This window comes from Hymenobacter sp. CRA2 (genome assembly GCF_002007105.1).
GTDB lineage: Bacteria > Bacteroidota > Bacteroidia > Cytophagales > Hymenobacteraceae > Solirubrum.
This window is the reverse complement of the sequence record NZ_MVBC01000031.1, coordinates 1-14,487: the sequence shown is the minus strand read 5'-3', so window position 1 is coordinate 14,487 and position 14,487 is coordinate 1. Positions and strand designations below refer to the sequence as shown.

Genomic DNA, 14,487 nt, shown 5'->3' with positions numbered 1-14,487 from the left:
CCCGCCTGCTCCCCCACCACCTGCTGCCCCACCACTTCGTCCAGCTCCCGGCCCTGCCCCGCACCCCCCACGGAAAACTCGACCGCAACGCCCTGCCAGAACCCGACCACCACTCCCTCGGCGCGGGCAAGCAACACGTAGCCGCCCGTACTAAGGTGGAAGAGAAGCTGATTCGCATTTGGCAGGAAGTCCTGACGCGGTCGGCAGTAAGCGTGACGGATGACTTTTTTGAGCTGGGCGGACACAGCCTGAGCGGTATTCGCCTGGCTAGCCGCCTCAGCAAGGAGTTCGGCGTTAAACTGTCGCTAGGTGACCTGTTCAGCTCTCCGACGCTGGAGCAGCAGGCGCAGCTAATTGAGCAGGGCCGGAAAGCTGCCTTCACCAGCATTCCGCAAGCAGCGCCCCACGCCGGATACCCTCTGTCGTCGGCGCAGCGCCGGTTGTGGCTGCTGAGCCAACTGGAAGGCGGCAACGCGGCATACAACATTCCGGGTGCCTTCGTTTTTGAGGGTGCGCTGGACAGCGGCGCGCTGGGACAGGCGCTACGCTACCTGGTAGGCCGCCACGAGAGCCTACGCACGGTGTTCCGCGCCGATGAAGCGGGCGAGATAAAGCAGTATATCCTACCGGCCGAGGACGCAGGCTTTGAGCTGACCGAAGCCGACCTGCGCGCTGTTCCCGCCGCCGAAGCGCGCGTGCACGAACTAGTGCTGGCCACCGGTAATGCGCCCTTTGACCTGGCCACCGGCCCGCTGCTGCGCGCCGGCCTGTTTCAGACGGCGGATGATCAGTGGGTGTTTGCGTGCTCCATGCACCATATCATCAGCGACGGGTGGTCCATGGGTATCCTCGTCAGCGAGCTGCTGACCGCCTACGCCGGCTATTGCCAGGGCCAGGCGCCCACGCTGGCGCCGTTGCGCATTCAGTACAAAGACTACACTTGCTGGCAGCAGGCGCAGTCGGACACCACCAACGAAAGCCACCGCGCGTTCTGGCAGCAGCAACTGGCCGGCGAGCTGCCCATTCTTGCCCTGCCCGGCGACAAAGTGCGCCCAGCGCTGAAAACCTACCACGGCGACGCCGTCACCCTGCGCCTGGATGCAACCCTGACCAAGGGCCTGCGAGCCTTGGTGCAGGCGCAAGAAGCCACGCTGTTTATGGGCCTGCTGGCCGCCGTGAATGCCGTGCTGTACCGCTACACGGGCCAAGAAGACATTGTGCTGGGCACAGTGGTAGCCGGCCGCGAGCACAACGAGCTAGAAGACCAGATTGGACTCTACCTCAACACCTTGCCCCTGCGCACCCGGTTCAGCGGCGCGGCCAGCTTCAGCAGCTTGCTGCGCACTATCAAAGCCGGAACGCTGGCGGCGTATGAGCACCAGGAATACCCCTTCGATGAGCTGGTAAACGCCCTACGCGTGCAGCACGACAAGAGCCGCAACCCGCTGTTCGACGTGTCGGTAGTGCTGCAGATTGCCGATATGCCGCAGGCAGAGGGCCTGGGCCACGGGGCGCTGGACGTGAAAGCGTACCCGGCTTCCACGGGCTACATCAGCAAATTCGACATCTCCTTCGACTTCGTGGAGGCCGGCGATGAGCTGCATGCCAGCCTGGTCTTCAACACCGATATCTACCTGCGCCCCAGCATCGAGCAGCTGGGCCAGCACCTGCTGCAACTGCTGCAGGCCGCGCTGGCCAGCCCCGAGCAGGCCCTGGAAAAGCTGGATTACCTGCGCCCCGCCGAAAAGCGGCTGCTGACCGAGACCTTCAACGACACGGCGGTAGCGTTTCCCCAGGATCAGTCTATCGGGGCGCTGTTTGCCGAACAAGTGGCCCGCACGCCCGATAAGGTAGCGGTGAGCTTCGAAAACGTAGCCCTGACCTACCAGGAGCTGCACGCGCAGAGCGACAAGCTGGCGCATTACCTGCGCACGGAAGCCCAGGTGCAGCCCGGCGACTGCGTCGGCCTGCTGCTCGACCGTTCGGAAAAAGTCATTGTGGCCATTCTGGGCATCCTGAAGGCCGGCGCCGCATACGTGCCCGTCGACGTGGAGCACCCGCGTGCCCGGCAGGAGTTCGTGCTGGCCGACACCGGGGCCCAGGTGCTGATTACCCAAACCGACTACCTGTTCGACCTGGACTTCTACACCGGCAGCATGTTCGCCATCGACGTGCAGCTGGAGGACCTGGCCCCGGCCGACCCGCTACCCGTGCTGGCTGGCCCCGATAGCCTGGCCTACGTGCTCTATACTTCCGGCTCGACGGGCCAGCCCAAGGGCGTGCTGGTGAACCATGTGAGCGTAGTGCGGCTGGTGAAATCGAGCACCTTTGTGCCCTTCACCGGCGACGAAGTGCTAATGGCCACCGGCGCCCTGTCGTTCGACGCCACCACTTTCGAATACTGGGGCACGCTGCTCAACGGCGGGCAGCTCGTGATGACGCGGCGCGACGTGCTGCTGGACACCAAAGCCCTGGGCGCCGAAATCAGCCGGCGCGGCGTCAGCCTCATGTGGTTTACCGCCGGCTGGCTGAATCAGCTGGTGGACGTGGACCTCACGCTCTTCGCCGGGCTGCAAACCATCGTGGCGGGTGGCGACAAACTCTCGCCCGCGCACATTCAGCGCCTGCGGCAGGCTTACCCTGGGCTGACCATCGTGAACGGCTACGGGCCGACGGAAAACACCACGTTCTCGCTCACTTACCCGGTGACGGACGCCACGACCGGGGCCATTCCCATTGGCAAGCCCATCAGCAACAGCCAGGCCTACATTCTGGATCATTGCGGGGGGCTGCTGCCCATCGGTGCGGTGGGGGAGATTTGCGTCAGCGGCACCGGACTGGCCCGTGGCTACCTCAACCAGCCCGAGCTGACGGCCGAACGCTTTGTGCCCAACCCTTTCCGGGCCGGTGAGCGGATGTACCGCACCGGTGACCTGGGCCGCTGGCTCCCCGATGGCAACGTGGCCTACCTCGGCCGCACCGACAACCAGGTGAAAATCCGTGGCTTCCGCGTGGAGCTGGCTGAGATTGAAAGCACCCTGCAACAGCTCAGCGGCATCGATACGGCCGTGGTGCTGGCCCGCCCCGATGCCCAGGGCGAACAGGCGCTGGTGGCTTACCTCGCCGGCGCCAATGTACCGACCGACAAAGACATCCGAACCTACCTGGAGGCGCAGCTGCCGGCCTACATGGTGCCAGCGCACCTGGTGCACCTGGAGGCCTTCCCGCTGACGCTGAACGGGAAAATCAACCGGAATGCCCTGCCCGACCCCACCAGCCCGGCCGAGCAAACGGAGTACGTAGCCCCGCGCACCGAGCAGGAGGCGCAGCTGGCCGCCATCTGGCAGCAGTTGCTGGGCCGCGACAGCGTCGGCGTCACCGACAACTTCTTTGAGATTGGCGGCGACTCCATCAAGATCCTGCGCATGGTGAGCGAGGTGCGCCAGAAGATGAGCCTGGAAATAGCCGTGGCCGACATCTACAAGCACGGCAGCATCGAGCACATCCTGGCGCACTGCCTGCAGCACCAAGGTCAGGCAGCTCAGCGGGCCGCTACCGAGGCCGCCGTGCGGGCCGAAATCGAGGCGCTGAAGGAGCGCATCCTCGCCACGCTTTCTCCGGCCGAGCAGGCCAACGTGGAGGACATCTTCCCGATGAGTGACATCGAGAAGGGCATGGTGTACGAGTCGCTGGTGCAAACGGACCGCGGCATCTACCACGACCAGCTGGTGCACCAGCGGGCCTACCCCGGATTCGACCTCGACCGGTTCCGGCACGCGCTGGCACTACTGGTGCAGAAGCACGCCACGCTGCGCACCAGCTTCCGCCTCGGCACCTTGGAAGCCGACGTGCAGGTGGTGCACCGCACGGTGCCCATCGAGCTGCCCTACGAAGACCTGACGGGCCTGGAGCTGCGGGCCCAGGAAGCCACGGTGCAGGCCTACCTGGCCGCCGAGCACCAGCGCCCCTTCGACGTGACGCAGGCGCCGCTCTGGCGCATGAAGGCGTTCGGGCTGGGTGCCGACGAGGTAGTCATCATCCTGCAGTTTCACCACGCCATTCTCGACGGCTGGAGCCACGCTTCCTTCGTCACGGAGCTGAACAACCTGTACCTGCAGCTCGGCGACGAGCCGGATTACCAGCCCACGCCGCTCAAATCCAGCTACAAGGACTTTATCGTTCAGCACGAAGCCGACAAGCAGGACGCGGCCGTGCGTGCCTATTGGCAGCAGGAGCTGGCCGACTACAAGCGGCTGGACCTGTTCAGCGACGAGCAGCAGGAGTTTACCCGCGCCGCCCACATTGCCGAACCGGCCTACGAACGGCAGCTGGATCAGCTGGCCGCCGAGCTGCGCACCAGCGTCAAGACCATTTCGCTGACGGCTTACCTCTACCTGCTGCGCCTGCTGAGCTACGAGGGCGACATCCTGGCCGGGTTGGTGACCAATACCCGCCCCGGCTGCGAGGACGGCGACAAGGTGCTGGGCTGCTTCCTGAACACGATACCGCTGCGCATGCCCCTGGACGACGAGCTAAGTGCCGCGCAGCTTATCGGGCAGGTACACACCAAGCTCATCGGCCTGAAGGAAAACGAACGACTCAGCCTGCTGGAAATAGCCAGCCTGCACAACGTGCAGCTGCGCGCGGGCAACCCGTTCTTCGACACCTTCTTCAATTACATCGACTTCCATACCTACGCGGCCCTGCAGGACAGCGCCCAGGTGCAGCAGGAAGCCGACATCACGGGCCATACGCACACCAACATTCTGCTCGACGTGTCGGTGGAGCGCACCGGGGGGATATACTCGGTCAGCTTCATGCTCAGCCAGAAGCTGCACTCCGGCCTGACGGCCGAAGACCTGTGCCAGCTGTATCTGCGCATTCTGGACGGCTTCCTGAACCGGACCTACCAGCCCATGCGCCTCGGCAATTACCTGGGCACCGAGGACACCGAGCAACTGGTCCACGCCTACAACGACACCGCCACGGCCTACGACGGCGCGGGCACCGTTACGGAACTGTTCGCGGCGCAGGTGCAGGCCCATCCGCACTTACCGGCGGTGGTATTTGAGCACACGACCCTCACCTACCAGCAGCTTAACGAACGAGCCAACCAGCTGGCCCGCTTCCTGCAGGCTCATTACCGGGTGCAGCCCGACGAGCTGGTAGGCCTGCAGCTGGAGCGCAGCGAGTGGCTCATCGTCAGCATCCTGGCCGTACTCAAGGCTGGTGCCGCTTACGTGCCCATCGACCCGGGCTACCCGCAGGAGCGCATCGAGTACATCGTGCAGAACAGCGAGTGCAAGGCGGTGGTGGATGCGGCCGTGCTCGACGTCTTCCAGCAGGAAATGACCCAGTGGAGTGCTGCCGACCTGCCCGTAGTCGACGAGGCGCTGCAGCGCCTGGCCTACGTCATTTACACCTCGGGCTCGACGGGCAAGCCCAAGGGCGTGGCCATTACCCACCACAACCTGCGCAACTACATCTGCTGGGCCAACGAGCACTACTTCGGCGACGGCACCCGCCCGAACTTCGGGCTCTTTACCTCCCTGTCTTTCGACCTCACGGTAACCAGCTTACTGTCGCCGCTTACCCTTGGCGGGCAGGTCTACGTTTACCCGCAGCGGGCCGAAATTCACGACGTTCTGGCTCATTGCTTCGGTGGCGAGGCGGGCATCAACGCCGTCAAGCTCACGCCCTCGCACCTGAACGTGCTGGCCGGGCTGGGGCTGACCACTACGGGCGTTAGCTGCGCCATTCTGGGTGGCGAACAGCTCACCGCCAGCCAGGTGCGCACCCTGCACACGCTCAATCCGGCCATGCGCGTCTACAACGAGTACGGCCCCACGGAAACGACCGTCGGCTGCGTGGTAGCGCTGGTGCAGCCCGACGAGGCCATTCGCATCGGCCAGCCCATTGCCAACACGCAAGTGTACGTGCTCAACAGCGCGGGCATGCTGGTACCGCCGGGCGTGGTGGGTGAGTTGTTTATCAGCGGCGACGGCGTGGCCCAGGGCTACCTACACCGGCCCGAGCTGACGGCCGAGCGCTTCACCCTCAACCCGTGGCAGCCCGGCACCCGCCGCTACGCTACCGGTGACTTAGTGCGCTGGAACCCGGCCGGCGAGCTGGAGTATCTGGGCCGCAAGGACAACCAGGTGAAGATTCGCGGCCACCGCATCGAGCTGGGCGAAGTAGAAACCGCCCTCAGCGCCCACCCCGACGTGGAAGCGGCGGCGGTACTCTGCGCCGAAGTGCGCGGCGACAAAGAGCTGGTAGCCTATTTCGTAGCTAGCAACCCGCTCCATGCACCGGCCCTGCGGCAGTTCCTGAGCCAGCACCTGCCCGCGCACATGCTGCCCGGACACTACGTGCAGCTGGCTGCTCTGCCGCTCTCACCCAATGGTAAGCTGGACAAAAAGCAGCTACCGGCACCGCTGGCCGCCGGCGACGACACCGGCGTAGCCTACGTGGCCCCGCGTACAGCTACCGAAGCGCGCCTGCAGGCCATCTGGCAGGAAGTGCTGGGCCGCGAGCAGATTGGCGTCACCGAGAACTTCTTCGATGCCGGCGGCCACAGCATCAAAGTGGTGCGCCTGGCCAGCCACATCTACAAGGCTTTTGAGGTCAAGCTCCCGCTGACTACGCTCTTCACGGTGGCCGTGCTACAGGAGCAGGCGCAGCTGCTGGAGCAGGCCCGCAAGACGGCTTATGCCTCTATCCCGGCCCTGCCCGAGCAGGCGCACTACCCGCTTTCCTCTGCCCAGCACCGCTTGTGGGTCCTGAGCCAGTTTGCGGGCGAAAGCGAGACCTACAACATTCCGGCCGTGTACCAGCTGGAAGGCGAGGTAGACCCAGCAGCCATGGAAAGCGCCTTTGCGCAGCTCATCCGCCGCCACGAAATCCTGCGGACGGTGTTCCAGGAAGACGGCCGCGGCGAAGTCTGGCAGGTGATAAAGACCGCGGAAGAGCTTGGCTTTGCCATTACGTACCAGCAGGCCCGCACCCGGCAGGAAGTTGAGCAACTCGTGGAGCAGGTTAGCGTCGCCCCCTTCGATTTGGCGGCCGGCCCCTTGCTGCGCGTAACGATGATCGAAACTGGCAACGGGCAGTGGATACTGGCCTACGTGATGCACCACATCATCAGCGACGGGTGGTCGGCCAACATCGTGCTGCACGAGCTGCTGACGCTGTACCGCGCGCACCAGCAGGGCCAGGCGCCCATGCTGCCGCCGCTGCGCATTCAGTACAAGGACTACGCCGCCTGGCAGCGGCAGCAGCTGGAGGAAGCCGGGTTTGCCGATCATAAGGCATACTGGCTCAACCAGCTGGCGGGTGAGCTACCGGTGCTGGCGTTGCCCAAGGACAAGGCGCGTCCGGCCCAGAAGACCCACAACGGAGCCACCCTCCAGGTGCCCATGCCGGTGGCAACGGTCCAACAGCTGCAGGGTCTGGCCCGAAGCCAGCAGGCTACCCTGTTCATGGGGCTGCTGGCCGCCGTCAACGTGCTGCTCTACAGCCAGACCGGCCAGGAAGACATCATCATCGGCAGCCCCGTGGCCGGCCGGGAGCACGCCGACCTGGAAAACCAACTCGGCTTCTACCTGAATACTCTGCCACTACGCACCCGCTTCACGGGCGACGCGGGCTTTGGGGAGCTGCTGGCGGGCGTGCAGCAAGTGACGCTCGAGGCCTACGAGCACCAAGCTTACCCCTTCGACGCGCTGGTGGAGGCCCTGCAGCTACCGCGGGATGCGTCGCGCAACTTCCTCTTCGACGTGTGGCTGGTGCTGCACAACGCCAACGTCAATGCGCTGGATGAGGAAAGCCTGCCGGCGGGTATGCAGGTGAGCAGCTACGAGCCGGCCGGGCCTTCCCTGAGCAAGTTCGACCTGCTGTTCAGCTTCGCCGAGGTGGGCGAGCTGCTGCACCTCTCCCTGGAATACAACACCGACCTGTTCAGCGCCGCCGAGGCCAGCGTCCTGGCCGAGCAGTTCACCGCCCTGCTGCACACGGCTACCGCCCAACCCGACAAGCCCCTGCGCACCATTCGCGAGGAACTGCTGCGGGCCGCGGCCGCCACTCAGCAGGCGCACCAGCAGCAGGTACGCCTGAAAAATATCAGCAAGCTTAAAAACAAGACCCTCTAAGATGCAGGACAGACTATCTAAGCTACTGAAGACCAAAGCCGAAAGCGCCACCACCGGTCCGCGGGCTACGTTCTCCTTCCTCTCCGATTACCCCGACTTCCCGCTGGTGGTCAGCCCCAAAACGGCCGGACTGATTGCGGGCGAATGGGTCAAAGAAAACGAAGAGCTGGTCAACCAGAAGCTGAACGAGCACGGCGCCCTGCTGCTGCGCGGCTTCCACGTCGACACAGTGGAGAAGTTCCAGCAGTTCATCGGGGCCTTCAAAGCCACGCCCCTGCAGTACCGGCAGCGGTCCTCGCCGCGCTTTGAGGTGGCCGAAAACGTGTACCACTCCACCACCTACCCGGCCGATCAGCACATCAACATGCACAGCGAGAATTCCTACGCCCCGCAATGGGCCATGCGAATCACCTTCTGCTGCATTCAGCCGGCCGAGCAGCAGGGCGAAACGCCCATTGCCGACAACCGCAAGGTGCTGCGGCTGATTGACCCCATCATCCGCGAGAAATTCCAGACCAAAGGCGTGCAGTACGTGCGCAATATGTCGGCGGGTATTGGGCTGCCGTGGCAGGAGGTGTTTCAGACCACCGACCGGCAGGTAGTGGAGGAGGAATGCCACAACGGCGGCATGGCCTTCCGCTGGGCCGGCGCCGACAGCCTCTCGCTGTCGTGGGAGCACCAGGCCATTTACGACCACCCTTATACGCAGGAGCCGGTGTGGTTCAACCACGCTTTCTTCTTCAACAAATACGCCCTGCCCGCCGAGGTGCAAGCCTCCTTCGCGGCCGACGGTGAGCTGCCCTTCCACACCCGCTACGGCGACGGGAGTGAGATTTCGGCCGCCGAAATCGACAACATCCGCCAGGCCTACGAGCAGGCGACGGTGCGCTTCCCGTGGCAGAAGGGCGACGTGCTCCTGCTGGATAACATGTTGATGTCGCACGGCCGCAGCCCCTACAAAGGCAGTCGGCAGATCATCGTCTCAATGTTTTAGGAATAACCCAGTTAACACAGCAGCAAATGGATAGTGCAAACGCGCCGGTGGGTTATGAACTCTCGGTTAGTCAGAAATGCTTGTGGGGCCTGCATCAGGCAGTTGATCAGTATTACAGCCAATTAATCATCGAATTGCCCGCCAGTCTGGATAGCACCAGGCTGCGCGAGGCGCTGCGCGCGGTGGTGGGCAAGCACGAAGCCCTAACGGCAAAGTGCCTGCACGACTCGGCCTTGGCGTTTCCATTCCAAGCATTTGCCGAGGACGCGGACGTGGACTTTCACAGCCTGCCAGCCTCGGACGACGCCCATGGCCGGACCCGGGCCGAGGAATGCCTCGCTTCTTACGCCTATGACCCGGCCAGCAGCCGCCCGGTGCGCTGCTGCCTGGTGCCGCTGGCGGGCGGGCAGCACCTGCTGCTGGTGCGCCTGTACGCGCTTTGGGCCGATGGCTACAGCAGCCAGCTTTTTCAGCAGGAGCTGGCCGCGGCCTACGCGGGCAGCCTCCCGGAAGCTGATGACATGATTGCCTACCGGGATTTAGCGCAGTGGCAGAACGACTTGCTGGCCGAGCCGGACGAGGAAGGCCAGCGGTTCTGGCAGCAGCACGCGTACTCCTACCGCGAAAACGCGCTGCCCTTTGGCCAGCCGCAACCCACGGATTTTGTGCCGCGCCGCACCCCGGCCGTCCGTTTTACCGGCGCAGACTACGCCCGGCTTCAGCAACTGGCCGCCGAGCTGAACACCAAGCCCGCCACGCTGCTGCTGAGCGCGTTTGGTCAGTACCTGAATGGCTTTACGGCCGATGGAGTGACGGTGGGCTACGCGCCTTTTGAGCGCAGCTACGCCGAGCTGGCCGCCACGCTGGGGCTGGTGGCGCGGGTGCTGCCGGTAGCCTGTCGCCCGGCCGCTACCCTGCCCGAAGCTGTGGCGCAGGTTGGGGCCGCGGTGGAGGAAGTCCGCAGCTGGGAAGACTACTTCTACCCGGCCACCTCGTCGTTTCTGCCCTACGGCTTTGAGTACGTTGAGGCCCGCCGCACGGGCGAGTTCCAGCCGGTGGATTTCTACACGGTTACGGGGCCGTTTTCGCTCAAGCTGAGCTGCGTCGACTACGGCGATGCGCTGGCCCTGGAGCTGTACTACAACGCGGCTAAATTCAGCGAGGAGGACGTTCACTTGGTAGGAGCTCAGCTCCACCACCAGCTGCAACGGGCCCTCTACCCTGAGCAGGAGCTGGATGCCGTAAGCCCGACGGAGTATGCGCTGATGCAAGCCACCGCGCCCACTACCCCGTACGATACCGCCCGCACCGTCCTTGAGTTGTTCGAAGCTCAAGCAGAGGCCACTCCGGAAGCCGCCGCGGTGGTTTACGAGCAGCAAATCCTCACCTATGCCGCGCTGCAGGCCCGGGCCACCCAACTGGCCCAGCACCTGCGCCACGCCTACCAAGTGCAACCCGGTGATATGGTCGGGCTGCTGCTGGAACGCTCAACGGAGGTAGTGGTGGCCATGCTCGCCATCCTGAAAGCCGGGGCGGCCTACGTTCCGATTGATCCGGAATACCCCGCCGAGCGCATTGCCTTTATTCTGCAGGATTGCCAGGCCCGGCTGCTGCTCACCGATGCCGACGCGCCTTACCGCGCCGACGACAGCCTGCCCACGCTGGTAGTGGCTGCCGACCGCGACTATGCCCTGGCTCCGGATACCACCCCGCTCCCGTCGGTACCAGCCGACAGCACGGCCTACGTCATCTATACCTCTGGCTCGACTGGCCGGCCCAAAGGCTGCCTGATCAGCCACCGCAACCTCTCCAATTACATTCAGTGGTCCAACGGCTACTACTTTGACGGCGCGGAGCAGGGCAACTGGGGCCTCATTACCTCCCTGTCCTTCGACCTGACCGTAACCAGCATCTACTGCTCCCTGACGCGGGGCAAAACGCTGCACGTCGGCAGCCGCAGCGCCGATATTCTGCAGCTGCTGCAGGACAGCTTCACCAACCCGCAGCTGGACACGCTGAAGCTGACCCCGGCGCACCTGGGCTTGCTGAAAGGCCTGACCATTCCCACCACGAGCGTGCGCACGGTCATTTGCGGGGGCGAGCAGCTCACGCCCGAGCAGGTGGGCACGCTCTGGAGCATCCGGCCCGACATCCGCATCTTCAACGAGTACGGCCCCACCGAAACCACCGTGGGCGCCATCGTGAAAGAGCTGACTTCCGGCCAGGAGCGAATCCTCATCGGTCGGCCCCTGGGCGGGGCCACGGCTTACCTGCTTGATGAGCACTTGCGCCCCGTGCCGGTGGGCACCCTCGGCGAAATTCACATCGGCGGCGCCGGCGTGGGTGCCGGGTACCTGAACCGTCCCGAGCTAACGGCCGAGAAATTCATTCCCAGCCCGTTCGACGCCCAGGAAACGGTTTACAAAACCGGCGACCTAGCCCGATGGCTGCCCGACGGCAACCTCGAATTCGTGTCGCGTAAGGACGACCAGGTCAAGATTCGGGGCTACCGCATCGAGCTGGGCGAGGTAGAAAGCGCCCTCAACAGCCACCCCAGCGTGCTGGCAGCCGTGGTACTGGCTACCGTCGCCGACGCCGGCAAGGAGCTGACCGCCTACGCGGTGTGGAAAGACAAAGCCGAAACCGCAGCCCTGCAGGCGCACTTGCAACGCACGCTGCCGGCCTACATGCTGCCCACGCATTTCGTGTTCCTGGATGCGTTTCCGCTCACGCCCAACGGCAAGGTGGACCGGGCCAAGCTGCCGGCCCCGGGCAGCATCAGCCCGGCAGCCCAGGCCTACGTGGCTCCGCGCACGCTCACCGAAGCCCGACTGGCGGCCATTTGGCAGGACGTGCTGGGCCGCGAGCAGGTGGGCGCCGAAGACAACTTCCTCGAATCGGGCGGACACAGCCTGAAAGCCACCCGTCTGGCCAACCTCATTCACCAGGAATTTGAGGTTCGGGTATCACTGAAAGACCTGTTCGCGACGCCGGTGCTGGCCGAACAAGCCCACCTACTCGACCAACTGAGCAAAACTTCTTTTGCCCAGATTCCGGCGCTGCCCGAGCAGCCCCACTACGAGCTGTCGTCCTCGCAGTACCGCCTGTGGATTACCAGCCAGTTGGCCGAAACCAACGTGGCCTACAACATGCCCGGGGTGCTGGTATTCAAAGGCCAGCTCGATGCGGCCGGCCTGGCCTACGCCCTGGAGCAACTATGCGCCCGCCACGAAATCCTGCGCACCGTATTCCGCGAAACGGAGTTGGGGCAGGTGCGGCAGTTCATCCGGCCGCAGACTGAGCTGGGTCGTTTGCTGATCAGCCACGACCTGCGCGCCGAAGCCCAACCTACCGCGGCGGCCCAGTCCGCCGTCGAGGGGCTGTTTGTGCAGCCCTTCGATTTGGCGCAGGGCCCGCTGCTGCGCGCCAGCCTCTACCAAGTGGCTGACGACCAATGGATCTTCGCCTACGTGCTGCACCACATCATCGGCGACGGATGGTCCATGGACATTCTGGCCCGGGAGCTGCTGCACTATTACCGCGCCTACTGCCAGCAAAGCACGCCGACGCTAGCTCCGCTGCGCATTCAGTATAAGGACTACGCCGCCTGGCAGCAACAGCAATTGACCGGCCCTGCCCTGCAGGCGCACCGGACGTATTGGCTCAACCAGCTCTCGGGTGAGCTGCCCGTGCTGGAGCTGCCCACCGACAAGCCGCGCCCGGCCCTGAAAACCTACAACAGCGGTGTCGTCCACACCACCATCGATGCTTCGTTGAGCCAGGCCTTCACCAACCTGGTGCAGGCTCATGGCGCCACCGCATTTATGGGGCTACTTGCCGCCGTCAACGTGCTGCTCTACCGCTATACCAACGAGGAGGACATCCTGCTGGGCAGCCCAGTAGCCGGCCGCGAGCACGCCGACCTGCAAGACCAGCTCGGCATGTACATCAACACCTTGGTGCTGCGCAGCCGTTTCCAGGGCAGCAATAGTTTCGAGGAGCTGCTGGCTCAGGCCAAACAGGTGACGCTGGAGGCCTTGGAGCACCAGCTCTATCCCTTCGACGAGCTGGTAAATGCCTTGCAGCTGAAGCGGGACGTGAGCCGCGGCGTGCTCTTCGACGTGATGCTGGTGCTGCAAAACGCAGCGCAGCAAACGCCTGCCGAGGCTCAGACCCTGCCCGGCGTCACGGTGCTGCCCTTTGCGCAAAGCGAGGAGAGCAGCCAGCACAAGTTCGATCTGACCTTCAACTTCGGCGAGGTCGAGGGCGAGCTGCGCCTGATGCTGGAGTACAACCGGGACCTGTTCGAGCGGGCGACGGCCGCGCGGCTGGCGGCGCACTTCGCCCAGCTGCTGCAGGCCCTGGTGCACGCCCCCGCCACGCCCGTGCACGCGCTCGACTTCCTCTCCGCCCCCGAGCGCGAGCAGTTGCTGCGCGCCTTCAACGACACCGACCAGCCCTTCCCCCGCCACCGCTCCGTCGTGGACCTGTTCGAGCAGCAAGCCCTCGATAACCCCGACCACCTAGCCGTCGAGTGCGCTGGGCGACGCTACACGTATCAGGAACTGAACGCCCTGGTCAACCAACTGGCCCACTACCTGCATCAGCATCACCAGCTTGCGCCCGACGACCTGGTGGGCCTGCAGTTGGAACGCAGTGAATGGCTCATCGTCAGCATTCTGGCCGTGCTCAAGACCGGCGCTGCCTACGTGCCCATCGACCCGGAGTACCCGCAGGAGCGCATTGAGTTCCTGGTGCAGGACAGCCGCTGCAAAACGGTGCTCAACGACGCGGTACTGGCCGTCTTCCGGGGTTCCATGGCCCGGTACTCAGCCGCCAACCCAGCCCCGGCCGGCCAACCCGAGGACCTGGCCTACATCATCTACACGTCCGGCACCACGGGCCAGCCCAAGGGCGTGATGATCGAGCGCGGCAGCCTGCTGGCTCGCATCCACTATTACCGGCAAATGTACCAGCTGGGCCCCGACGACCGGACGGTATTTTACCGCTCCTACAGCTTCGATGGCTCCATTGAGGAATACCTGCTGCCGCTGCTTTGCGGAGCTAGCTGCTTTGTAGCTCCTCCTGATTTCAAGCAGGACCTGCTGGGCAACGTGGTACGTTACGTAGCGGAGCATCGTCTCACCAAAATCAACATGCCGCCGGTACTGCTGGGCGAGCTGGTGCAACTGCCCGACGCAGCCCTGCCGGCCCGGCTCTCGACGCTTCGGCACGTGGTGTCGGGGGGTGACCAGCTGACGCTGGCGGTGGTGCGGGCCTTCCAGCAGCGCTTCGCCGCGCGCCTCTACAACTCCTACGGGCCGACGGAAAACACGATCGACT

The 14,487-nt window shown here is 64.4% G+C and carries 4 protein-coding genes; 3 read left to right on the top strand and 1 reads right to left on the bottom strand.

The features are described 5' to 3' along the window. Positions 1–245, bottom strand: a 245-nt coding sequence (locus B0919_RS25560; RefSeq protein WP_217701077.1) for a hypothetical protein, incomplete at its 3' end; no start/stop codon positions are given. Here B0919_RS25560 and B0919_RS24390 point away from each other — a divergent pair. The 3 genes from B0919_RS24390 to B0919_RS24380 all read left to right on the top strand — a co-directional run. After that, complete coding sequence (locus tag B0919_RS24390; protein WP_254846670.1) at positions 213–8,150, top strand: non-ribosomal peptide synthetase; 7,938 nt, start codon at positions 213–215, stop codon at positions 8,148–8,150. The genes B0919_RS25560 and B0919_RS24390 overlap by 33 nt on opposite strands. A gap of 1 nt (position 8,151) precedes the next feature. Beyond that, complete coding sequence (locus B0919_RS24385) at positions 8,152–9,144, top strand: TauD/TfdA family dioxygenase (RefSeq protein WP_078014926.1); 993 nt, start codon at positions 8,152–8,154, stop codon at positions 9,142–9,144. Positions 9,145–9,170: 26 nt separating this feature from the next. After that, positions 9,171–14,487, top strand: a 5,317-nt coding sequence (locus tag B0919_RS24380; protein WP_139362375.1) for a non-ribosomal peptide synthetase, incomplete at its 3' end; no start/stop codon positions are given.